The 24,858-nt window shown below is 42.5% G+C and carries 20 protein-coding genes; 3 read left to right on the forward strand and 17 right to left on the reverse strand.

Going from position 1 to position 24,858, the window contains the following annotated elements:
• Window positions 1-141: 141 nt before the first annotated feature.
• Window positions 142-2,898: an SLBB domain-containing protein gene (locus L2740_RS13720; RefSeq protein ID WP_248950726.1), complete on the reverse strand. Its 2,757-nt coding sequence runs from the start codon at window positions 2,896-2,898 to the stop codon at window positions 142-144.
• Between the two features lie 1,002 nt (window positions 2,899-3,900).
• A complete protein-coding gene (gene rfaH, locus L2740_RS13725) occupies window positions 3,901-4,419 on the reverse strand; it encodes a transcription/translation regulatory transformer protein RfaH (protein WP_248950727.1) in 519 nt (172 codons plus the stop codon).
• Between the two features lie 428 nt (window positions 4,420-4,847).
• On the opposite strand from rfaH, the gene L2740_RS13730 reads away from it, so the two are divergent.
• Window positions 4,848-6,356: a peptide MFS transporter gene (locus L2740_RS13730; protein WP_248950728.1), complete on the forward strand. Its 1,509-nt coding sequence runs from the start codon at window positions 4,848-4,850 to the stop codon at window positions 6,354-6,356.
• 255 nt (window positions 6,357-6,611) lie between these two features.
• Here the strand turns inward: L2740_RS13730 and L2740_RS13735 are convergent, their stop codons facing one another.
• Window positions 6,612-7,718 (reverse strand): response regulator, encoded by a 1,107-nt coding sequence (locus L2740_RS13735; RefSeq protein ID WP_248950729.1) that lies wholly within the window; start codon window positions 7,716-7,718, stop codon window positions 6,612-6,614.
• A 94-nt stretch (window positions 7,719-7,812) separates the two neighbouring features.
• The gene (locus L2740_RS13740) at window positions 7,813-8,613 is read right to left on the reverse strand and encodes an MlaA family lipoprotein (RefSeq protein WP_248950730.1); all 801 of its coding nucleotides are present in this window, start codon (window positions 8,611-8,613) and stop codon (window positions 7,813-7,815) included.
• A gap of 445 nt (window positions 8,614-9,058) precedes the next feature.
• Here L2740_RS13740 and L2740_RS13745 point away from each other — a divergent pair, with 445 nt between their 5' ends.
• Together L2740_RS13745 and L2740_RS13750 are read left to right on the forward strand one after the other, a co-directional pair.
• Window positions 9,059-10,690, forward strand: coding sequence for a hypothetical protein (locus L2740_RS13745; protein ID WP_248950731.1), 1,632 nt, complete (start codon window positions 9,059-9,061; stop codon window positions 10,688-10,690).
• Window position 10,691: 1 nt separating this feature from the next.
• Window positions 10,692-11,000: an EscU/YscU/HrcU family type III secretion system export apparatus switch protein gene (locus L2740_RS13750; RefSeq protein ID WP_248950732.1), complete on the forward strand. Its 309-nt coding sequence runs from the start codon at window positions 10,692-10,694 to the stop codon at window positions 10,998-11,000.
• 62 nt (window positions 11,001-11,062) lie between these two features.
• Here L2740_RS13750 and L2740_RS13755 read toward each other — a convergent pair whose 3' ends face one another.
• The 13 genes from L2740_RS13755 to flhA form a co-directional block, all read right to left on the reverse strand.
• A complete protein-coding gene (locus L2740_RS13755) occupies window positions 11,063-11,470 on the reverse strand; it encodes a DUF2802 domain-containing protein (RefSeq protein ID WP_248950733.1) in 408 nt (135 codons plus the stop codon).
• 149 nt (window positions 11,471-11,619) lie between these two features.
• The gene (locus tag L2740_RS13760; protein ID WP_248468603.1) at window positions 11,620-12,111 is read right to left on the reverse strand and encodes a chemotaxis protein CheW; all 492 of its coding nucleotides are present in this window, start codon (window positions 12,109-12,111) and stop codon (window positions 11,620-11,622) included.
• Window positions 12,112-12,352: 241 nt separating this feature from the next.
• Complete coding sequence (locus L2740_RS13765) at window positions 12,353-13,345, reverse strand: chemotaxis protein CheW (protein WP_248950734.1); 993 nt, start codon at window positions 13,343-13,345, stop codon at window positions 12,353-12,355.
• Window positions 13,329-14,120, reverse strand: a complete 792-nt coding sequence (locus tag L2740_RS13770) for a ParA family protein (RefSeq protein ID WP_248950735.1) — start codon at window positions 14,118-14,120, stop codon at window positions 13,329-13,331. The genes L2740_RS13765 and L2740_RS13770 overlap by 17 nt, the downstream gene beginning before the upstream one ends.
• A gap of 87 nt (window positions 14,121-14,207) precedes the next feature.
• On the reverse strand, window positions 14,208-14,891 hold the full coding sequence (locus tag L2740_RS13775) for a hypothetical protein (RefSeq protein WP_248950736.1): 684 nt from the start codon (window positions 14,889-14,891) through the stop codon (window positions 14,208-14,210).
• Window positions 14,884-16,035 carry a protein-glutamate methylesterase/protein-glutamine glutaminase gene (locus L2740_RS13780; RefSeq protein WP_248950737.1) on the reverse strand — a complete coding sequence of 384 codons (1,152 nt, stop codon included), beginning with the start codon at window positions 16,033-16,035 and terminating at the stop codon, window positions 14,884-14,886. Before L2740_RS13780 ends, L2740_RS13775 begins: the two co-directional genes overlap by 8 nt.
• A gap of 92 nt (window positions 16,036-16,127) precedes the next feature.
• Window positions 16,128-18,395: a chemotaxis protein CheA gene (locus L2740_RS13785; protein ID WP_248950738.1), complete on the reverse strand. Its 2,268-nt coding sequence runs from the start codon at window positions 18,393-18,395 to the stop codon at window positions 16,128-16,130.
• Window positions 18,396-18,407: 12 nt separating this feature from the next.
• Window positions 18,408-19,145 (reverse strand): protein phosphatase CheZ, encoded by a 738-nt coding sequence (locus tag L2740_RS13790; protein WP_248950739.1) that lies wholly within the window; start codon window positions 19,143-19,145, stop codon window positions 18,408-18,410.
• A gap of 13 nt (window positions 19,146-19,158) precedes the next feature.
• Window positions 19,159-19,542 (reverse strand): chemotaxis response regulator CheY, encoded by a 384-nt coding sequence (cheY, locus tag L2740_RS13795; RefSeq protein ID WP_012276572.1) that lies wholly within the window; start codon window positions 19,540-19,542, stop codon window positions 19,159-19,161.
• Window positions 19,543-19,601: 59 nt separating this feature from the next.
• Window positions 19,602-20,321, reverse strand: a complete 720-nt coding sequence (locus L2740_RS13800) for an RNA polymerase sigma factor FliA (protein WP_248950740.1) — start codon at window positions 20,319-20,321, stop codon at window positions 19,602-19,604.
• Entirely contained in the window at window positions 20,314-21,195 is an 882-nt protein-coding gene (locus tag L2740_RS13805; protein WP_012154630.1) for a MinD/ParA family protein, read from the reverse strand. Before L2740_RS13805 ends, L2740_RS13800 begins: the two co-directional genes overlap by 8 nt.
• A 4-nt stretch (window positions 21,196-21,199) precedes the next feature.
• Complete coding sequence (gene flhF / locus L2740_RS13810; RefSeq protein ID WP_248950741.1) at window positions 21,200-22,609, reverse strand: flagellar biosynthesis GTPase FlhF; 1,410 nt, start codon at window positions 22,607-22,609, stop codon at window positions 21,200-21,202.
• Between the two features lie 11 nt (window positions 22,610-22,620).
• The gene (gene flhA, locus L2740_RS13815; RefSeq protein ID WP_248468612.1) at window positions 22,621-24,720 is read right to left on the reverse strand and encodes a flagellar biosynthesis protein FlhA; all 2,100 of its coding nucleotides are present in this window, start codon (window positions 24,718-24,720) and stop codon (window positions 22,621-22,623) included.
• Window positions 24,721-24,858 lie beyond the last annotated feature (138 nt).

A 24,858-nucleotide genomic window follows, 5' to 3' on the forward strand; every position in this document is an offset into this window, starting at 1 on the left:
AAAGCAAACGCTACGCCTACAAAAATGGAACATTCGCAAGCTCACTCACTGTAAACGGAATGCCCTTCGGCCTAAAGAACGCTTTGCTTACGGAAAAATAATCAAAGCGTTCCATAGCCACTTGTGGCGGTCGTCTTAGCTTTATAAGTTAGCAACTGTGGCGAATGCGACTGCTGTGTTGTAGATGATGCTTGTTACTTGCGTCCAAAGCGTTAGGTTGTCTTTGTACTCAGTATCAAGTGGAACAATGATGGTGTCACCTGGTTGCAAGCTGGTTTCACTGCTAAACCAAACCGAGCGACTTGGGATCATTACGGAACCGTCAGCTTTGATAACATAAGTTCTATCATCATCGGCTCGTTCTCTAGCACCACCAGACATCGCTAGGTATTGCTCAACTGTTTGGCCTTCTTTAAACCTATGAGTCGCTGCGTGCTGAACTTCACCCATTACTGCGATCGTTTGCTTAGTAGATGGGATATATAGGACATCTTGATCTTCTAACTGCAGATCTGCTTGCTTAATTCCAACAGAGATAGCTGATAAATCTACAACTAAACGGCCAACTGCTTTAATTGTTTCTAGATCGGTGAGCATCATTTGGGCGTCAGAGTAATTAACTACATTACCGTCTTTAGATACACCACGAGTAGCAATATCACGGCGCAATTGATCAGCAAGTTTTTTAATCTCTAACTGCTCTTGCTGACGCACTGATTCACGTACAAATACCGATGACGGTAAATAGGCATACTCAGTAAATCCGCCGGCACGTTGCAATACATCAGCTAATGTTTCGCCACGACGAATGTTGTAGGTACCCGGGAACTTTACCTCACCGCGAATTTCAACCGACTTATTTTCTTGCCAGTCTGGTGTAGTCATCACGGTTAAAATATCGCGGCCTTTAATGACGATGTTTTGCGTCTCGTCACCATTTAATGCAGCTTCTAGCCCAATATTGGTATGCTTTATCGCTGAACCATCAACTGTGGTATAAGTACTTGTTAGCTCAGCACGGGTTGTATACGCGCCTTCTTCCAGCCCACCTGCAGCTACCACTAAATCTTTAATGCGAGCGTTAACCGTTAACGGATAAATACCTGGATTATTTACGCGACCATTAATCGCAACTGCTTGAACACCAGCGCCGGCTCTACCTTGGCTATTGAGCTTCATAATAATAGGGTAAAGCAATTCACCTCGATTCATCACACCGCTTAACTCAATTAGTGCGCGATCTTCAAAAAGGTTAATCAACATTTTGTTGACTTCCCCCTTAACAGCCTTAGCAACAGGGTCAGTCTCTTGAACCTTACTATTAATTGCTACACCACCTAACTCAGAGCGCTCAGCAAATTTTTGCTGACTTAACTGTGAAAAGCCTGCTTCGAATAAATCATTACCTATTAGCGAATTACCAGCTAAAGATTGTACTTTCTCTACACGTTTTTTAACTAACTTGTTCAGCTCGTAGCGGTTTTGCGTCAAGTCACTAAAATTAAAGAAAATGACTTTATCGCGCGCTTGAAGCGCTAAGTTTTGTGAAGCTTCTTTGGTGTTAATCGCTTTTACTGGCGAGAACTGATAAACCTGAATATCACCTTGTTTGTTTATTTCGCGTACAACAATCGCATATTCAAGATCAACCGATACATTTAAATCGCCCCAAATAGACGGCACCAAATCACTAATCTTTTGTCCTTGGTACCATTGATATTTACCTGGACGAACCGCTGCACCAACCACTGTGATAGCATCTTCGTATTGGGTTGTTGCACTCTTAACTTGAATAAAATCACCAGCAAGCGCTTTAGTCGCTTTTCCTGCTTTAGTTGTTAAATCAACATTCAAAATAGACTTCAGGCTATTATCGTTAAAACGCTCAACACTACTTTGTCTTGGGTAAGCACCAGGCTTAATACCTGCTGCCATTTCAATAACCTGAGCCATAGTTTCATTTTGCTTTAGCTCATAAATAGCAGGACGACGTACTTCACCGGTAACGCTAACTAAACCGCCTACTGAAGGAATAAAAACCACATCACCTGAACGAAGGTTAATATCGCCTGACGCGTCACCACGTAATAGCAAATCATACAGGTCCATGCTACCTACAAGCTTGCCTTTACGCTTTACTTGGATATTACGCAGAGAACCAATTTCATTTACACCACCTGCAACAAACAAAGCTTGTGTAATCGTTGAAAGGCTAGAAACTGTGTAAGAGCCTGGTTTGTACGCATCACCTGCGACAAAAATACGAATTGAGCGCAACTCACCCATAGTGATATTAGATTCAATACCGATCATCTGTTGGGTAATGCGGCTTGAAAGCGTATGGCGCACTTCACTAAAGGTTAAACCCGCTACAGAAATTGGACCAAGTTCAGGGAATTGAATTACGCCCTCGCGATTAATAACAAGGTCGTATTCTTTGTTATCTTTACCGTAAAGCTGCACCTTAATATTATCGCCTGGACCAACTAAGTATTCGCTCGGTACCGGCACATCAGAAACAGGTGCAAAAGTTGTCGGTTCGCCTTGAAACAGCTCATAACCAAAACGTTTCAATTCGTTTTTATTGTTATTTTGCTCAAAATCCAATTCATTTTTGGCATCCGCTGACTGGTCGATAACTTGTAAGTCTTGAACTTGTGTACCTGTTGTACGCTGTTGCACAACCTCTGGGTTCTCAATCGGTGCTTGTGCTGATGTTCCACCCAGCATAGAAGGATCGATGCCATATTGCTTAGCTAAGCGTTGTTGCTCCGATGCTGGAAGATTTTTAAATTGCTCAATCATTTGTGGGGAAGGCGCGATTGCGTGTGCCTGCCCTGACAATAAGATCAGCGCCGACATACCAGCTATGATGAGTTTTTTAGTCTTGTTTAGCACCGGTGTTCTCCGAAAAAGGACTTAGAATAAAAAGGTAATATTGTTTATTTAATACGTAGCTCTTAAATAATGCTTTAAAAATTGTTTTAGCACGAGATTAGGCTGCGAACGGACAAAATAAGAGTATTATTGTTTATAACATTTTGTTAGTGAGACAAGAAGTTAGCTAACTGCAGAAAATCGCAGCAGTTGATCCAACATTAAACGCACAAAGTACACGCCTCAAAAATGGCGTAAACCATTCGAATATCTAATATTTAAACCTAATTTACAATCAGGATACTTGCTTTTAGACACGCTACCGCCCATGGATTACGGCTTCCAACATGCCCGTCTGCGGCGCAGACACTCCCAAAAGAGGATTAATTTTTCCATCGGATTAAGCTCATAAACTAAATGACTTAATGCCAAATTTACTTTCCACGCTAAAAACACCCAAAGCTTTCACAAATGGTTAAGTTGTCAATATACGAATCGACTGAGATTTAAAAAGCTCTCATTTAACTTTGGTTGGATAGCTTTTGCTGGGTGATTTTCACACAAAGCAATAACATCGCTAAATACTACCGCGGCGTATTATACATAAGAAGCAGTGCCTAAGCAGCAGTTACTCAGCTTTAACCACAATGACTGCTGAAAGTTTCTGCACTTACTAAAACTTTTCAAACCACACTGCTAGCCCAGATTAAAAATAACGCCAGTAAAAAATGATCATAAAAAAGGTGATTAATAACGAAACCCTATATAACGCCTGAGGTTGCTCTCACTAACAATCCACTGTATATAAGGTAAATTAGCGCATATAAATGCAATCATTCTTTAATTATTAATGAATATTTTTTATATAAAATATTCCAAAAACTGACTGACTATGGCAAATATCCTACACGGCTATCAAGTAATTTCTTACTCTACAACCTATAGTTTTATCTTGGGTCCTAAAAAGATGTAAAAGCCGCAAAGTCGTAACGATTTAGCTACAACCCACAAGGATGGGTCACACTAAATCAGCTTTAAAGCGCTACGTTCAACTACGACCTTCTGTTGTTTCCCCATTAATTCAAACAAAACAAAGCAGCGCTTTTCGCCATTCTGTTCACCAAATATTCCCTCTAGTTCTACAAATGGCCCTTCAGTAAAACGCACTTTATCTCCGGTGCTAAATTGTGGTTCTACGATTTTTTCTGAATTTTCAGAAGACTCTAGCGACAGCATTTTATGTTCACGCATTTTGATTGCATGAATAACGCTATCGTCAATTGCAGTCATGACCTCTTTACAGCCGACAATTCTCACTACGCCCCGAGTATTATGGATTTTTGACACGCTCGTGATCAAGGGATCAAAATAAGCAAAAAGATAACTAGGAAATAGGGATACCCGTTTAACAACACTTTGCCCTTTAACCTTCTTTTCTTCAGGATAGGTGGGTAAATAGGTTTCAATTTGCTGAAGTGCTAGATTTTGCTGTGCTCGAGCTTCTCCTCGAGATTTACAATAAATCAAATACCATGCCTTCATACCAATACTTCTTCCTTCAGTTAATATAGGTTCGTGATGTCCTATCCACAGCAGGCATACTAGCAAACTCGGCCCATTTTTTAAAACCAGAACCGCGTCAAAATGCTGGCGCTAACGCATTTCCAGTGAGTATGGGTATGTATACCCAGCAACTGTTCACTAAGCCACCAATTACACGTTCAAAATTGACTTTCTCGCCCCATAAAGGGTATATAAGGTAGGCTTTATCGCATTTGGCGCTATTTTTTGCGGCAGATCAGAAAAAACAAAATACAAGCCAACAATAAAACAGTTAAACACGCTACAAATCATCATGGAAATTTACATTCCTAGTCGATTGCATCGTGTTTAATCGAAATAATTTAAGAAAATAAATTTCTGTAACGAAAATTTCAGTTGCAGGCAATCACAAGTGAAGGTGGAAAAACATGAACGTAGCAAAACCTCCGGGGACAATGCTCGGCCATCCGAAAGGACTGTTCCTGTTGTTTACAACAGAATTATGGGAACGCTTTAGTTATTATGCGATGCGGGCTATCTTGGTTCTTTATCTAGTAGACCAAGTTAACCATCAAGGCGGCGGTGGTTTAGGTTGGACTCAAGCTGACGCACTTTCGCTTTACGGTACATTTACAGCTCTAGTTTATTTAACTCCACTATTTGGTGGCTGGTTAGCAGACAACGTTTTAGGTCAACGCAAATCAATTTACATCGGTGGTGCATTAATGGCAGCAGGACAATTCCTGTTAGCTGCGCCGCACGAGTGGGTACCGGGTTCTGCGACCATGGTATTTTATATCGGTCTAGGCACACTTATTATTGGTAACGGTCTATTTAAGCCAAATATCTCTACTATGGTTGGTGACCTTTATGAAGAAGGTGATCACCGTCGTGATGGCGCGTTCACTATTTTCTACATGGGTATCAACCTAGGTGCTGCACTTTCTGGTTTCGTTGTTGCTTGGGCTTATACAAGCTTTGGTCACAACGCAATTGTTGATGGTAAAGAAGTCTTTATCAACAACTGGCAAGCAGGTTTCTTCTGTGCTGGTGTTGGTATGGTTATCTCGCTAATCATTCAATTCATGTTCGCTCAAAAGCTACTTGGTGACATCGGTACTGTTCCTGCTGCAAAGCTTGAAAAACAAAAAGCGGCTGAGTCTGGCCAAGTACGTAAAGAGCCACTAACTAAAGTTGAACGTGACCGTATTAAAGTGATTATGATCATGGGTCTATTCACTATTATCTTCTGGGCTGGTTTTGAGCAAGCTGGCGGTCTAATGAACTTGTTCACCAACGACTTTACTGATCGTATGATTGGTGGCTGGGAAGTTCCAACGACTTACTTCCAATCACTAAACGCTATCTTTATTGTTATCTTTGCGCCTGTAATTGCGTCTATCTGGATCCGTTTAGGTAAGAACGAGCCTAACTCTCCGGTTAAGTTTGCATTAGGTCTTTTCCTCCTTGCTGTTGGCTTCCTATTTATGATTGGTGCCGTGCTGCAAATGGACGGTGACGCTAGTGCTAAATCAAGCATGTGGTGGTTAGTCGGTGCATACTTCTTCCATACAATGGGTGAACTATGTTTATCACCTATCGGTCTATCTATGGTAACTAAGCTTGCTCCACTGCGTATCGCCTCTCTAATGATGGGTGCATGGTTCCTATTTATTGCTGCAGCAAACAAGATTGGCGGTGTTGTTGGTTCGTTTATCGGCCATGGCGGTGCGAAAGAAGAACAACTTGCAAACGCAATGTCTATCTTCGCAGGTATCGCAATCACTGCAGCCATTTCAGGTGTTATCCTATACTTCATGGCCGACAAGCTAGTTGACTGGATGCATGGTGCTGAAGACAGCACTCGACATACGGAAGAACAAGCTCTAGAAGAAGAAATTGCGGTAACTGCTGAGCATGAAGCAATTAGACGTTAATAACTTATCTAAAGTAGCTTATCTAAAATAATGAGGTCTCTCACGACTAAGTTACATTAGAGTCAAATTAGATCTAAAAAGCCTCGTATATACGAGGCTTTTTTATTATTCGATTTGTTCAGTGAAGTAAGTCATCTTTAACTTATAAACTCAACATTGCGCACAAAGTTAGCAGCGGTCTATCCCCTTGACAGATACACGAACCCTATTATTTCCAAAGTACGGACCACTAGAATTGACACAATTAAAATAACCCTACCTTAAAGATAATTGGATAAAGCCACCAGGAGTGACATTGGGTTTGTGCACTAAACCATAAAATTCATCATCAATTAGCTGTTGTTTGTGCTCATAAACCTGAGTTGATATACAAAGTTTATCGCCATATACCAAGGTTCTAAAATGAATACTTGGTTTGCTCCACTGTGCCATACCAATTTGCAATGCTTCTTGTAGCGCGATAGGAGATAGTCCTTCGGCATTTTTTAAATAACATCTAAATTCACTTCCTGCTTGAGCAATAGCCGCCCTAAAATGTTTTAGTTCAACCACAACGTAAGTTAGGTCAACCAGTAAACCTAATCCAGAATTAGTCATTCTGTCATTTAGATAAACCAACATATTAAACGGCTCTGTAATTACATTCGACACACCATTTCTATATAGCTTTAGCTTGTGATTGACGAAGCTTTTCAGTAACACAGATGCAAATGCGGCACGATTATCATGAGGAGCAAAATGCGCCATATACATCATCACATGCTCATCATCCAACATTGCAGTATCAATAAAGTGGGCACTTACTTCATCAGTATTAAACAAGCTGTAATCAATAATAACACTTGGATATTCAATACTGCTTGGCGGGAATAGTTGTTGCTGAACGCTCTTTGCAGCTTCACTGCATTGCTCAAGTAACGCGAGATTATCATTTAGCTCTAAATAAGATAACGACTCTTGCTCATCAATATTGAGTGAGTCTTCTAGTGAATGGTTTAAGCACTCGTGAATAGCATTTTCAATAAAATATAGGTCAGTTACCGGTTTAACAAGGTAGTCGCTAGCACCTTGTCTGAGCGCCTCAACAACATCAGTCATCGCTTGATTACCTGAGATAATAATTGTTGGGATCCCAGGTTTGAACTGATTCATTGCTTTGAGCATATCCAAACCACCAAGTTTAGGCATACTTAAATCTGCGATAACGATATCAAAGCTTTGTTTTTTAAACAGCTCGAGGCCAAACTCGCCGTTATCAGCCTCAATAACCCTCGCGCCTCTACTATCTAGATAAGACGTGACAAGCTTGCGGAAAACGGGGTCGTCTTCCACAAAAAGTACAGTTAAGTTTGTTAGCGCCATAATTGCCCTTTAATGACAATAGCGAAAACACACATCCTTGTTTTAGTTCACGCTGCAGCGAAGCCGTTGTTGTTATTAATCCGCTGGTTAAATGCTATTCCAATTCTTGCATATACTCATCGAGTAACTCGTCATCATCGTCACTTTGTGGAATGTCACCATCATAAACTTTGTAATCCATATGCTGAAAATAAGCATCCTTTACAAAAGTGTATGGATCCAAGGCATTGTCAACTAATCGCTCCTGATCAATTGCCGACGCCCTATTATGCAAGTTTTTCAGACCCCATTTTAATGCTGACTGCCAAAATGTCAGCTCAGATAGAGGGAAGTATAGATCATCAATCCAATCTGTAGCGAGTTCTCGCGTAACATAGGGACCGATAAACGGTGCCATAAAGTAAGGTCCATTTGGTACACCGTAATAACCCAAAACCTCGTTAAACGCGTCTTGCTTACGGCTCATACCCATCATTTCAGCGACATCTATGACGCCAAGCAAGCCGAGTGTGCTATTTACGGTAAAACGTCCGCCTGCGTTCGCAGCCCAGCCCCACTTCCCTTGTAACGTATTATTTACAAGAGTTGATGGTTCTTCTAGATTTAACACAAAATTATTGATCCCTGTTTTCACAGGGCTTGGAACGTAATCGTTGTAACCGTGGGCTACTGGTCGGTAAAAATAACGGTCAAGAAAAAGGTAGTTGAAATCCCACATAGTGCGGTTGAAGCCCTCGATAGGATCTCGGGGGTCATTATAAGTAACTGTTACTTGTGGCTCACGCTTTTCGGCCACAGCAGAAGTTGTACTATCAGAAGAACTCTTCTGCTCTGTATCCGCCGCAGCGGGCATTCCATAAATCGCCAGAGAAAGCACAATCCATTTAAACTTCATAATTGTCTCTTTGAAATGTTTCCGGTTACCCAAAATCTATACGTAGAACCAGAACGGGATATAAAACTGTTATAAATACAAATTTAGGCTTTGCCAACAAAGTGCCCCATCGGCAACCTGTTGTCAGGCTCACACTTAAGCCGCAATATCAATCAAGACTTGCGGCCTTTACCGACAAAAAACAGCTTTCGCTAAAGTCTTTCATGCCCCTGCCGATATAATCGACAGTGTTATTCAATAAAGCTGCATCACTTTAAAGACTAAAGTCTTTAAATTTACGGTAAAGATGGCTAAGGATACTGAGTAACTCAGTAAGATCAAATAGAAATTTGTGAACAAACATATCTAAATTTTCGTCTGATCTTTTGCCACGCTAACCAATTTTGCTGCAACCGATTAACTATTCACCAATGACTTATGAGCTGTTTTTCAATACGGGCTGAATATGCAAAATGTTCAAACTTTTACAGTTATTTCTTCTGCTAGTTCACAACTAGCCGATACTGCTGTTAAATTCAGCCAATTATTGCTACCTGTGTCGTTGCAAGGTAACGAACAAGGTGCAAAGCTCTGCTTCTCGCAGCAGCAGTACCTACTTAACCCTTTACCTCTTAGCACGCTACATCAATTACAAAGTGCGCAACGGTTAATATTAAATATAGTGCAAACTCAAGCGGCAACAAGAATAGCTAGCCTGATTGGGCTTGGGCAAACCTATCAACTCCCCTTACCTACAGCACTGTTACATATGCAGGGCTCAAGCCTAGCTCAAATCAAAAGACTCGAGCAACTTGCCGCCCGCAAAGAGGGTTACTCATTAGGAAAAGCTCGGGTTAAAAACAATATATTGGCTTTTGATGCAGGCTCAAGCATTTCACTGCCCACCACAATTATTGACGGACGCTATACAGCGGCGATTGTATTAAAAAATGGCCAGTTGCTGCTGTCCCTTAGTCAGATAGAGATTGAACAAACGGTTCAGCTAGCCCAAGAGCCGCATTCGCTAGTTGAAGAAGCTTGTGATCAAGCTGATGAAACCATCCCCACAAGCAGCCCACTTAATATGGCTGCAAGCTATAAAAACCTGTTTTCACAACTAGCAGCCGTAACACTTGCACATCAATCAGCTTCTTCTAGCGCAGAGTTGACGGCTCAAGCAGGTAGCAATAATCAAAATCATTATAAAAACCTGCCCTCTAGTGACTCAAGCAGAACTAAAGCGCTAACAGCCACTCATCAGTCACTGAATAATGCACTTTTTAAAGCCGGTGGCTTGCCTGTTACCTGTCAACCTCCTGCGCCATCACATAGTGATCTAGCCGCTGAGTTAACTAAGTACCTGTCATCAATTAGAAGTGATGCGATAACTGAGCTTGCTCAGCCACAAAAACTCAAGCAAACCCTGATTGAAATGGGTAAGCTAGCCTTTGCTCCTTCTCAATGGCAACAAGCTGCCAGCCATGCTCACAGTCACAGCCATATCACAACAATCAGTCTTATCACTCAGTTGTTAATTGGACTAAATAGTAAATCTAATATTTCTCCAGAGTTAAGTAAGCAGCTTATTGCACTTCAAGATAAACTAGCCTTACCCGAGCCACTACAGAAACTGTTGCAGACAGCGGTAAAAGTAGATGCTTTTGCCGATATTCTGCGCAGTATTTCGCTATATCAACAAGCTTCTGACTTCTCAGAGCAAACAACTAACTTCTATTTTGTTATTCCCTATTCGATTAACCATTATCAAGAACAACTTGAGGGGCAGATCAGTAAGCATGGTGCAGAGGGCAGCGACAATAGCAGTTTGTGGCAGTTACAACTTAAATTCAATTTGTCTGCAGCAGCTTTACTTATTAATGGACAAATACAGCAAACAGCAAATCAAAAACCAACACTCAAACTTAGCTTTAGCTCAGATGATGCTGCAACAACCAATAAAATAAAGCTATTGAGCACTTCTCTCAGGTACAAACTCATTGAGCTAGGTTTTGAAAGTGTGGCTTTAGAAAGTAAAACCGCTGTCATTGCCGCATCGATTTTGCCCGGACAGCATTACTTAGTGAAAACCAAGGTATAACATGACATCAAAGACAAAAGCTAAACAAGCCGCAGCACTAAGCTATAAAGACGGAGCAGCTCCCATTGTCGTAGCCAAAGGTGAAGATGCACTCGCTGAAGAGATCATTGCCCTAGCGGAGCAAGCAGGTGTTCACATTCATCAAGATGAGCATTTGGCCAACTTTTTACAGCATTTAGAAGTGGGAGAAGCGATCCCAAGCGAACTTTATGGCTTAATTGCCGAACTCATTGCATTTGTATATGTACTGGAAGGTAAGTTTCCCGAGAAATGGGACAATATGCATAATAAAATTATGCAGCAGGTTTAGGGGGGAGTAGTTTAATCATTTGCGCCGGCTTGCCCCGATTAGCAAGCAGGAGTGACGTTAAGTTAATTTTTTCCGTGTAAGCGGATCAACAACTCTGCTTCCGCCTTTGGTAGTTCACACTCCTCGATAAGTTCTTCAACTCCCGCACCTAAGGCAACCATTTTCATTGCTCTAGAATACAATCTCGCTTGCGGATCTTGCTGACTTCCCTCTTCGAGTTTAGCGTCTTGCTGAGCTAGTTTTTTTTCAAGCTCTAGCATACGCCTGCCAACGCCAATAGTGCCGCTTCTTAGCTCTTGCAACTCGCGCTTAACGGTATCTCTTTGTTTATCACTTTCTTTAACCAAAACTGTAAGAGCATCCACTGTTGAGCGCAGCTTAGTCGTTTGCTTTTGCAAATAAACAATCAAAGCGCAAAAAACAACAGCTAAAACTAGCATCGCAACAATTAAAATTTCTTCAACAGTCATTAACATATCTTCTAAAAGGGGTAAGTTACCGCAATAATCAGTGTCAGGTAGCTTAACTAGATTATGCTACCTGAAACTGCGAACAGCGCAGCTAAAATCATTAGCTAGAATGACTAACTAAGAGTCATAAACCAAGAGTCGTTAACAGGTTAGATTTGAGTTAACTCCATCCACTCTTCATCAGAAAGTAACTTATCTAAATCAACCAAAATAAGCAGCTCATTTTCACGGTTGCTGACACCTTGAATGAATTTAGCGCTCTCTTCTGTTCCAACATTTGGCGCATTATCGATTTCAGAGCGGCGTAGATAAACCACTTCAGCAACACTGTCGACCAAAATACCAATGACTTGTTTTTCAGCTTCGATGATCACGATACGCGTTGAATCATTAACATCTGCTGAAGCTAAACCAAAGCGTGAACGGGTGTCGATAACTGTGACTACGTTACCACGTAGATTAATGATCCCTAACACGTAATGAGGCGCACCCGGAACCGGTGCAATTTCAGTATAACGTAATACTTCTTGAACCTGCATAACGTTAATGCCATAGGTTTCATTATCAAGCTTAAATGTTACCCATTGTAATACTGCATCATCATTACCTGCCGCAACGGCCACACTATTTGAACTTGTCATAAATCCCTCAATCAATAGCTCAGTGGCTATCTAATAAAACCTAGTAACCCGTATAACGAGTTACTGATATAATTCATTTCAGAAATGCTAGCCTATTAAATTTATGGCTATTTATTTTTAAGCTTAAGCATATCTTGCTCTATGTTGAGATCCAATACTCTTGCTTGCTCAATTTATTATATCGACCAGTTATCTCTAGTCTTTATAGCGTACATCACACCTTAAACTGCCACTCTTTTAACTAGGCAATACTATCTTGGTGCCCTAAACCGGCTTGAAGCATTTGTACTAATGCAGGAATATTTAAAATACCGCACATCTGCTCTTTCACAACGCCCGCTAACCAAGGACGTTTACCGGCTTGGCTACGCCAATTAACTGCTGACTTTTTGATACTGATAGTATCTACCAGTGACTCACAGCTTAAGCCCCAATTACTATCTTGTAGTGCAACCACATATTGATAATTGACCTGCTCTGCTAACTCTTGATTATATTTTTCAGGCATTACCCAAGCGCCAGTATCAACCACATTAAGTTGTGAGCCTCTGTGTTGTTGCACGCCTTTGTACCAAACTGGACGGCCAATTAATGGCGTTAATGGCTGTAAATTGACTATGCCACCAAGACTCACTAGCGGCACAGCTAACGTTAAACCTGCAACTTTGAAAAACAACACTTGAAACTCTTCTTCTAAGTTTTCGAGTAATGCTTGAGTCGATACTAAATCGATTGCTGTTGGCAGCGTTTTAGAGTCAATTGCGTTAGCACTTACTTCTGTTCTGTTCTCTGCCAAGCCTGATTTATTTGCTAAGCTTAAGCTATTTGCTAAGTCTGACTGCTGGGCTAAACCTACTTGACTTGTTAACACGGAAGCGATTAAAGGCTCGCCCGGCAAACTCTCATAATTAGTTACTAATTTATCTTCGCTTACTGGCGTTACTTGCTCTGTCGTTTGCTGTAGCTCTGATGCGGTATCATTCTCTACCTTCGTTACACTTGTAACGTCTGTATCTGCGCTTGTTCTGCTTGCAGAAGTTGTGACAGAGTCAACTTCAGACAAGCGATTCGAGTTAGCAAATAATTGCTCTAGTGATTGTCTACTAACAAGCGTCTGCGGCTCTTCAACTGGCATAAAAGGCTTGTTGTCGACTGTATTATCTACATCAGCTTTAGGTTCAGTTAACAACAAAGCAAAATAATCAGAGACTGCTTCATCAACTAATTTTGACATGACAGGCCCCTTTATTGATGATGTAACTCAATAAGCGCTCGTAGGCTTTAACGCCACGACTACTTGGAGCATAATGAGATGCAGGTAAATGACTCAAGCTTGCATCTCTAAATTTTGTATCCACGGGAATAACGTCTTGCCAAAGTTCATCACTATAATCTTGACTCAATTGTAATAACGCTGCGGTTGCTGCACGAGTGCGTTTATCGTACATGGTTGGCACTATAGTATAGCTGTATTGAATACGCTTCGAACGCCCCATTAACAACATGGTTTTGACCATTCGGTCTAGACCTTTTAGTGCCAAGAACTCAGTTTGTACTGGCACAATAATATGCTCACTTGCAGCTAGAGCATTAACCATTAATACGCCTAACACTGGTGGGCAATCAATAAGCACCACATCATATCTATCTGCGACTAGTTGCAATGCTTTTTTAAGAATTAAGCCCATGCCCTCTTGATGCCCAAGACTACGATCTAATGTTGCTAACGCCATTGTGGCAGGCATCAAATCAAGGTTTTCAACATTAGTAGGCACAATGTGCGTTTGCACGCTATCTGCAGTTAAGCTTTTATTATTTAAAAACAAGTTATATAAAGAACTAGGCAGTTGCTCGCTATCAATTCCAAGATAATAACCAAGCGATGCATGTGGATCAGTATCCACCATAAGTACTCTTTGACCCCGTTTAACAAACGCACCAGCTAGACTGGCAACAGTTGTTGTCTTTCCCACTCCGCCTTTTTGGTTTGCTATCGTCCAGATCTTCAACTGGTGATCCTCTATCTCTTTATATACTGGTTTTTATGTGTGATGGTTAAAATAGCTGTAAGCAAAATATTCAAGTAGCAACCGAGCTTATGAGTCAGGCTCTCTCGTGGTCACTCTAACACCGCCATGGGGTAAACGGATTAACTTAACACCATCTTCAGACTCGACTACTGTGACAGCTTTGCTTGGTTCATCCTGTCTAACATTTCTTAATCCAGCATTAGACTTAACGCTTACGGTACTGACTTTTTCAGTATTCGGCTTTGCTACATTTGTATTTGGCTGCAGTACTTCTTGGTTGGAAAGCTTTGATTGCAACACAACTTGATCTTCTACTTGTTCCTGAGCTTGCTTTTTAGGTTGAGCCTGCCTTTGAGAGCTAGCTTGCGCGGCATGATTGTTCCGCTCAGTTGCACCGCTGTTATTAGCGCTGTTTTTACTAACTCCTGGACCAATCGGTAATACTGTCGACTCACCTTTTCTAGCTTTTTCGACAAAAGATTGGACAAACTGCGGATTGTTCGCCATCCAATCAGCCATGACTGCAGCTTGCTCATCAGGCACCATCAGCAACACTTGTGAGTTTTTAAGCTCTGTCACTTCTGCAGATAACAGCTTGTTTTTATGTTGACTATCAAAATAAAGAGAGCCGAAACTGACAGCTGTAACACTGAGCAAAAATATTGTCAGTAGCGAAAAGGTATTGATTTCTCCGCGCTGACAAACCATACCTAAGCCATGCTTAAAACGCTTACCAATGGCCTTAGCCATTAGCAGTCTCTTTTAAAATGGCATCAGCCATCTGCTCTAGCGCTATAGACTTAGTAGCAATACCAGATGTTGTCACAGCTTGTGGCATACCATACACTACACAACTCGCTTCATCTTGTGCCCAGATAGTTGCACCTACCGATTTCAACATTCTTGCGCCTTCACGTCCATCAGCGCCCATGCCCGTTAGTACAACGGCTAATACATCACCACCAATAACCTTCGAGGTTGACGCAAAAGTGATATCAACGCTTGGCTTATAATTCATATCAGGCTTACCCGCAATCACTTTGATCCGCCCGTATGCGCCGCCTCGCTCTAACATCATCTGCATGCCGCCAGGAGCCAAGTATGCACAACCTGGCTTAAGCACATCACCACTAACAGCCTCTTTAACTTCAATTTTGCATAAACTATTTAAACGAGTCGCAAATGTTGGTGTAAAAGCCGCTGGCATATGCTGGATTAATAAAATCGGATGCGGATAATTCGCCGGCAATTGCGTTAGCACTTTCTGCAATGCGACTGGGCCACCGGTAGAGGTGCCAATTAGCAAGGCTTTGTATTTTTTACCACTCGCCCGAGTTACGCTAGATGTTCTGCCAACCTTTTCGGCTACTGCAGCATTTGCAGCAACATGCGCTGGCTGGCGTAAAGTATGGCTAGCTAAACTTGGGCGCTTAAGCTCACTGCTTAACGAAGCCTTATCCGTTGTGGCTATCCCTCTAGCGATTGGTCTAAATAAGCGTCTACGTCCTAGCGCCTTAATACGCTGCTGCAATAATAAAATTGCGTCATCTTTATTGCTGGCGATATCTTCAAAACGCTTAGGTAAAAAATCTAATGCTCCCGCTTCTAACGCGTCTAACGTGGCTTTAGCACCATCATGGGTTAGAGAAGAGAACATTAAAATAGGAATAGGTTTACTCGCCATGATCTGCTTTACTGCAGTGATGCCATCCATTACTGGCATCTCTATATCCATGGTGATCACTTGCGGATTTAACTCAGCAGCCATTTTAACCGCTTCAACACCATTGCTTGCGGTGCCAATAACTTCTAGTTCAGCGTCTTGATTAACAATTTCACTTACACGTCGTCGGAAAAAACTTGAATCATCAACGACTAAAACTTTTATGCCCATTAAAATTCCTATACCGCATTTCAGGACTGCTCAATGCTGTATGCAAAAAGGAATAACAAAGCACCGCGCTTTGTTATTCCTGTAACATCCTATTAGCTCTTATTGCGTGCGTAATACTTAAGTAAGCCCGGCACATCAAGAATAAGCGCTATACCACCATCAGAAGTAATCGTTGCCCCAGCCATACCAGGCGTGCCGTGCAATAATGTACCTAATGGCTTAATCACCACTTCTTCTTGGCCTATTAGCGAGTCAACTACAAAACCAATTTGCATTGTGCCTAATTGCACAATAACCACATGACCATGCTGCTTGTCGCCATGGCTAAAGCCTGATTTACGTGATAACCATTGCTCTAGATAAAACAACGGCACCGCTTTATCGCGCACAATCACGGTAAGCTGACCGTCTACCACATTGGTTTTAGTCAAGTCTAAATGGAAGATTTCATTCACACTTGAAAGTGGCAACGCAAACACTTGCTCGGCAACTTCGACCATTAGCGTAGGCATAATGGCTAATGTCAGTGGAACCTTAATTTCTAAGCGAGTGCCCTTGCCTTGCTGAGAGTCGATATAGACAGAGCCATTAAGCTGAGTAATACGGGTTTTAACCACATCCATACCCACGCCGCGGCCTGAAATATCAGAAATCTCAACCTTAGTTGAAAAGCCTGGGGCGAAAATAAGGTTATATGCTTCTTCATCGGTCATTCGCGCAGCGGCATCTTCATCAAGTACGCCGCGGCTTATGGCAATAGACTTTAACTTCTCAGGATCCATACCGGCACCATCATCCTCAATTTTTAAGAGGATGTGGTCGCCTTCTTGGCTAGCTGATAGGGTAATAGTACCTGTACGCTGTTTACCGTTCGCTTCACGAAGATCCGGCATTTCAATACCGTGATCCACTGAGTTTCTCACCAAGTGAACTAATGGGTCAGCTAAGGCTTCAACCAAATTTTTATCAAGATCAGTGTCTTCACCAACCATGACTAAATCAATCTCTTTGTTGAGCGTACGCGCAAGATCTCGAACAACACGAGGGAAGCGGCCAAATACCTTTTTAATTGGCTGCATGCGCGTTTTCATTACCGCGCCCTGCAAGTCAGCGGTTACTAGATCAAGGTTTGCCAATGCCTTTGACATCTCTTCATCTTCACGGGCAACCCCAAGACTTAATAAACGATTTCGAACCAGTACCAGTTCACCAACCATATTCATAATTTGGTCGAGTCTTGATGTATCAACACGTACTGTGGTTTCGGCTTGTGGCATATTGTTGCCAGTAGGCTTAACAGGGGCTTTTGCCACCGGCTTAAGTTCAGGCTGAGCTTGTGATTGCACAACCGCTTGCGGCTGGGTTGACTCAACTTGCTGTGATGTCGTGATAGCTTGTACCACTGAAGCCGAATCGCTAGCTTGCGGAGTACTTTGACTCGCCAGCGCTGGAGTATGTTGCACCGGCGTTGAATTAGTCTCTACTGAAAGGTTTTGACTTGCACTTCCCGGTCCGGCACCTGAGCCATGAAGCTCATCTAATAACTTCTCAAACTCATCATCGGTAATTTCATCTGAATCAACATCATTACCAACAGGCTCTGCGCTTGCAGCAACAGCTGACGGTGTTTTGAACTGACCAGAACCATGAAGCTCATCAAGCAGTGATTCAAATTCATCATCGGTGATGTCATCTGCTGATGAGTTGGTAACACTAATAGATTCAACAGCAGACGCACTGATTCCCGGGCCATTACCCGTGCCATGCAGCGCATCTAATAGCGCTTCAAACTCGGCTTCATCAATATCATCAATGCTACTGCTATTGGCACTCTCAATCCTAGTGTCAACTTGAGTAATAGATTCAGTTGGCTGCTTTATCTCTTCAACAATAGTTGGCGCTATTATCGATTCAGCTTCAGGTGCTTCTTCGACTACTGCTGACGCTTGCGACATTTCAGACGCAAGTAACTCGCCAGCACTTAAGGTTTTTAATTGGGCCAATAATGCAGGCTCGGCTGGCGATTGGGGTTGGCCAGCTTGAGTTTCAGCAAACATTGAGTTGATGGAGTCTACAGCCTGTAAAATCACATCCATTAGATTGGCGGAAACGCTGCGTTTACCTGTTCGTAAAAGGTCGAATGTATTCTCAGCTTCATGACAAACGTCAACCATAGGCGATAAGCCTAAAAAGCCAGCACCGCCTTTAACGGTATGAAATCCTCTGAAAATAGCATTCAATAAATCAGTATCATCAGGGTTATTTTCTAACGCAACGAGTTGTTCCTGAAGAAGCTCTAAAATTTCACCGGCTTCAATCAAAAAGTCCTGCAGTATCTCTTCATCAACATCAAAGGACATTATTTGACTCCCTTAAAAACCTAAACTCGAAAGCAGATCGTCAACTTCATCTTGACCCGTCACCACGTCCTGGCGGTGCTCTGCATTCATAATAGGACCTTCGGCTTCTACATTTCGCTTTGGTTTGTCATCAGCGGCATTTTCCGGCTGCTCACCAAATGCGGTCAACATAGATACTAAACTACTTTCAACTTCTCTAACTAAATCAATGACTCGACGGATCATTTGTCCGGTCAGATCTTGAAAGTCTTGTGCGAGAAGAATTTGATTTAAAAGCTCTTTCACTCGGCTTGCATCTGACTCACTTCTATCGACGAATAACTGTATATCGTGACAAAGTGTTTTAAATTCAGTCAGAGGAAGTTCGCGGCGCATTAGCTTGTCCCAAGCAGGTTTAATTGCTTGGATATTATCATTGAGCTCAGTAGCAAGTGGCAGGCATTCCTCAACAGCATCCATAGTTTTATTCGCAGCTTGCTCAGTCATATCAATGACATAAGTCAAACGCTCTTTGGCATCTGGGATTTCTGTATTGGCTAATTCAATTAAGCGGCTATCAAACTGAAAGTCAGCAATAGCACTATGAAGCTGTCTAGTTAAACGACCAACTTCATCAAAAAGTTCCTTTTGGATTGGTGCAGCGATTTCTCGAACCAATTCATCTGCTTGATCTTGCTCTCCCTGATTAAGGAGTATCACTAGCCTCTGCGCTTGCTCGAGAGTAATCAGCGGTATAGATTCTTGCAGCATTGCTCATCCCTAATTAACCGAGTCTCTCAAAAATCTTATCTAATTTTTCTTTTAGAGTTGCAGCAGTAAATGGTTTAACAACATAGCCATTTACACCCGCTTGCGCCGCAGCAATAATTTGCTCACGCTTAGCTTCTGCAGTCACCATTAACACAGGTAAGTGTTTTAGGTTGTCATCAGCGCGGATCGCTTTTAATAGGTCAATACCTTGCATGCCTGGCATGTTCCAATCGGTAACGACAAAGTCAAAGTCGCCTTTTTGTAACATAGGTAGGGCTGTCGAACCGTCATCAGCTTCTTGAGTGTTGTTAAACCCCAAGTCACGTAATAGGTTCTTAATGATCCGTCTCATTGTTGAAAAGTCATCAACAACAAGGATCTTCATATTCTTATCCAAGGTTTCCTCCGCGGATCGCGCTTAACTGCGCGTGTAATGTGCTAACAATATTGCTAATTTTAATCTTGCGTCCAATGCTTAAGCTTACCTTTAAGCCTCAACATTGCCTGACTAAGGATCTGGCTCACTCTAGATTCACTGACTTCTAAAATGGCACCAATCTCTTTTAAATTTAATGCTTCATCATAATAAAGTGATAAAACTAATGCGTCTCGCTCTGGTAATAACTTAATTGCCGCGACCAAAGCTGAGTGAAACTCAACTTCCGCAAGCGATTCGAACGCTTCATCTGCATGGCTTTCTTCAGCACTCACGCCTTCAACCGCCACACCTAAATCTTCTATACCCACAACTTTACCCACGGATACGTCATTTAAAATGGCGTAATACTCTTCCATCGGGATCTCAAGTCGTTGGGCAATTTCGGTATCTTTTGCATCACGCCCTAGCTCTTGCTCAAGTTCGTCAATAACTTGTGCAACACGGCGTTGATTACGGTGTACCGAACGCGGCACCCAATCACCGCGTCTTATTTCATCTAACATTGAACCGCGAATTCGAATACCGGCAAAAGTCTCGAATTTTGCGCCTTTACTGCCGTCAAAGTTTGATGACGCTTCAAGAAGCCCCATCATACCGGCCTGTAATAAATCATCTAACTGCACAGATGCAGGTAAACGAGCCAAAAGATGATGGGCTATTCTTTTTACAAGCGGTGCATACTGTTCAACGATAGACGTCTTATTATCAAAACGAGTATACGCAGCCGCTTTATTCACCCGATTTATCCTCTTGATAATCAGGGCGCTGAACTAAGCGCTCAACAAAGAACTCTAAATGACCACCTGGTTGAGACGGCACCGGCCAGCTCATGATTTTATTTGCTAAACCTTGGTAAGCAATCGCAGCCGGAGACTTTGGAAACGCCTCAACAATCAATTTTTGCTTACGCACTGATTTACGCAAATTTTCATCAAATGGCACTGTCGCGACTAACTCTAAAGCGACATCTAAGAATCGATCTGTCACTTTACTTAATTTGGCAAAAAGTTCCATACCTTCTCGTAAACTGCGCACCATATTTGCAACAATTTTGAAGCGGAACACGCCATGCTCACGACTTAGAATTTTAATTAACGCATAAGCATCGGTAATTGATGTTGGCTCGTCACAAACCACAATCAATACATCTTGTGAGGCACGAGAAAAACTCAGCACCATGTCAGAAATACCTGCTGCAGTATCAACAATTAAAATGTCGAACTGAGTTCTCATTTCGCTAAATGCGCGAATAAGACCTGCATGCTGCGCTTGAGTTAACTCAACCATAGCTTGAGTACCTGAAGTGGCCGGAATAATCCCGATCCCTTTCGGGCCTCTTAAAATCACATCATCTAATTCGGCATCACCGGACAAAACATGAGATAAATTTCGCTCGGCGCGCAAACCTAGCATCACATCGACGTTAGCGAGACCTAAATCGGCATCCAATACCAATACACGTTTACCTTTTTCGGCCAACGCTACGGCGGTGTTAATTGAGACGCTAGTTTTACCCACGCCGCCTTTACCACCTGATACGGCGATTACTTTTACTTTTTCATTATTTGGCTGATTCATCATACGTAAACCGCTTGCTTGATCTGGAGTCATGGTTTCACTCAAATGCGTAGGTCATTTCGTTTGACCCGTCATTATTCTGTAATTGTTCTCTGGGTTCGTTATCTAATGCAGCTAATGCGTGATTGGCTAAAGATAAAGTATCAGCCACCTGCATATCTTCAGGAACTCTTTGCCCATCAGTAACATAACTTAATGGCAACCCACTTTGAATTAATACGCTTAGCGCAGGCGCTAACGATATTGATTCATCTAATTTTGTAAGTACCGCGCCCGAAAGCGGAATACGTGTAAACTGCTTTACAGCGTCTTCTAGCACACGACGCTGACCTGTTGCTGACATTACCAGATAACTACGAATAGGTAATCTGCTATTTGCGGCTAAGCTATCGAGCTGCTGAAATAAGCGCTGATCTCTTTGGCCCATGCCTGCGGTATCAATTAAAACCAGTTTACGATTTCTAAATTGATACAGAATTTGTTCTAACTCATTAAAATCATGGGCCTGTTTTACAGGACATCCCATTATTTTGCCATAAGTTGCTAATTGCTCAAAGGCTCCAATGCGATAATGGTCGGTGGTGATTAGTGCAACTTGATCTGAACCATGATGTGCCGCAAATCGAGCTGCCAATTTAGCCACAGTCGTCGTTTTTCCGACACCTGTTGGCCCCACAAAAGCAACCACACCGCCTTTACGAACAATATCGTCGCCTTGGTTATCAAGTAAATTTGCAAGACTACGTGGCAACGAAGCCACAAGTTCAGCAGGAGTATAGTGCTCACTTAAACTCGACAATTTTTTGGCAATCGACGGTGAAAATTCAGCTTCAAGCAATTTGCTTTCAAGCATTGCGCCAACAGGATCAACACGTTTTTTCTGCTCAACCATCAAACTGCTAACTTGGTGAGTCAATAAACTGCGAATAGAAGCCAGTTCCTCTTTCATCGCATCCATTTCTGCGCTGTTATTTTTAGCGCTGCTATAACTGTCTGGCGTGCGATTAGGAGTGAACTCAGCTTTCTTAGGCTCAGCCTTTTGTGGCATTTGTGCCTGTAAACCTTTAGCCCACTCCGGCATATCTAAATCATCGCTACGAGTCGATAACGTTTGCTGACTAATACGACTTTGTTGACGCTCAAGTAATGCTTGTAATGAGTCTGGTGCTGGCGTTGGTTTACTTTGGCTTTGCGCTCTTACATTCGGTGAGCGAGCTGTTTGTCCACCCAGAGTGACTCTTTCTTCAGATAAATCAGTAAACATTTGCGCCGTTGGTTTAGGCGTTGCGATTTTTGGCTTTGGCTCGTCATAGTCAACTGCAGCAACGATTTCGATGCCACCGGTAACTTTTTTATTCGACATGATCACCGCATCCGAGCCCAAGGTTTCTTTTACTTGGGCTAAGGCCGATCGCATGTCTTTTGCTAAAAATCTTTTAATCTTCAATTATTCGACCTCTACTGACCTACTGCCGAGACGATGCGAATTTGCTTCTCATCGGGCACCTCTTGATAAGAGATGACTCGTAAATTTGGAATCGTGTGCTTAACAAAGCGCGATAATGTTGAACGTAACATGCCTGACGTCAATAAAATTGCCGGCTGTCCAACCATTTCTTGACGCTGCGTGGCATCAACTAACGACTTTTGCATACGTTCTGCAAGGCTAGGTTCAATATTTGGACCATCACCACCTGTTGCTTGCATAGACTGATGCAACATTTGTTCCAACTCTGGCGCCAAAGTTATGACGGGAATTTCAAGCTCAGGCCCACTGATCTCTTGAACAATCATGCGTTTTAATGCGATACGCACCGCTGCTGTTAATACCTCGGTGTCATTACTCTTTGGACCATACTCTAGTAAGGTTTGTACTATGGTCTTCATATCACGAATAGACACCCCTTCGTTAAGTAGGTTCTGCATCACTTTAACCACAGTACCTAACGGCATAACATCAGGTATGAAGCCATCAACTAACTTAGGAGAGTGCTTACCAAGCATTTCAAGTAATTGCTGCACTTCCTCGTAGCCAAGTAATTTAGCTGCATTATTACTCAATAACTGGCTGATGTGAGTGGCCACTACCGTTGAAGCATCGACTACCGTGTAGCCAAGAGTTTGCGCATGTTCGCGCATCGCTGGTGCAATCCACACGGCATCTAGACCAAAAGCAGGATCTTTGGTCTCAATACCATCGAGCTTGCCGTAAACTTGCCCTGGGTTAATCGCCAGCTCACAGTCGTGACGAATTTCAGCTTCACCAGAAGAAACTCCCATCAACGAGATCCGGTAAGCATTGGGTGACAAATCTAAGTTGTCACGGATATGTACCGCAGGTACTAAGAAACCTAACTCTTGGGATAGCTTTTTGCGTACACCTTTAATGCGGCCGAGTAATTCGCCACCTTGACCTTTGTCAACAAGCGGAATTAAGCGGTAACCAACTTCAAGTCCAATCGTATCAACATGTTGCACATCATCCCAACTAAGCTCTTTCGGCTGAGTATCTCTTGGCTCAGTAGGTCCGGCTTTGGCAACTTCAAGCGCCCGTTCGCGGTCAGTTTCAAGTTTCTTCTTGATAAAATACGCGCCGCCTGCAGCGAGCGCTGCACATGAAAGAAATACAAAATGCGGCATCCCTGGCACGATACCCATTACAAACATTACGGCAGCAGCAATGGTTAATGCTTTAGGGCTGTCAAACATCTGCCCCATAACCATTTCGCCCATATCGCCAGACTCGTTTTGACGAGTTACCATCAATGCCGCTGCAATTGACAACAATAAACCTGGGATCTGGGCAACTAAACCATCACCAATGGTTAGCAAGGTATAAATCTCTACTGCGGAAGCAAAATCTAAATCATGTTGAGCGATACCAATAATAAAGCCACCAACGATATTAATGACCAGAATTAAAATACCCGCTATCGCGTCACCTTTTACAAACTTTGACGCACCGTCCATCGCACCATAAAAATCCGCTTCACGGGTCACTTCTGCACGTCTTAATCGAGCTTGTTCTTGCGTTAGTAGGCCAGCATTTAAGTCTGCATCAATTGCCATCTGCTTACCGGGCATAGCGTCAAGGGTAAAGCGAGCACTTACCTCTGATATTCGGCCGGCGCCTTTAGTCACAACCGCAAAGTTGATGATGATAAGAATTAAGAACACCACTAAACCAACAGCGTAGTTGCCACCAATCACCACTGAGCCAAAAGCTTCGATAACCTTACCTGCGGCATCACCACCATTATGACCTTCAAGTAGAACCACACGAGTAGAGGCAACGTTAAGCGCAAGGCGTAACAAGGTTGCGACTAACAAAACAGTTGGAAATGCTGCGAAATCTAATGGGCGGTCACTATAAATAGCAACTAAAAGTACGACTAAAGCTAGGGCAATATTGAAAGTAAAAAGAATATCGAGCAGGAATGCAGGCATAGGCAAAATGATCATAGCCAGAGCGGCTAAAACCAATAATGGTGTACCAATACCTTTTAAATGCGCAGGCTTTATCTGTTTTAATTGGCCTAGACTTGCTTTAAATTCCATTCACCCTGAGTCCGATCTTTGACGTCTGCTGCTTAGACAGCAAATACTGTACCAATTATTGGTTTATGCCCATTTTGACGACTATACCCTGAAAGCGATAAGCAAAGAATATCCACGCAATCAAATGGCGCTTTTTTG

The sequence above is a fragment of the Shewanella pneumatophori genome, assembly GCF_023283895.1.
In the GTDB taxonomy this organism is placed as follows: domain Bacteria; phylum Pseudomonadota; class Gammaproteobacteria; order Enterobacterales; family Shewanellaceae; genus Shewanella; species Shewanella pneumatophori.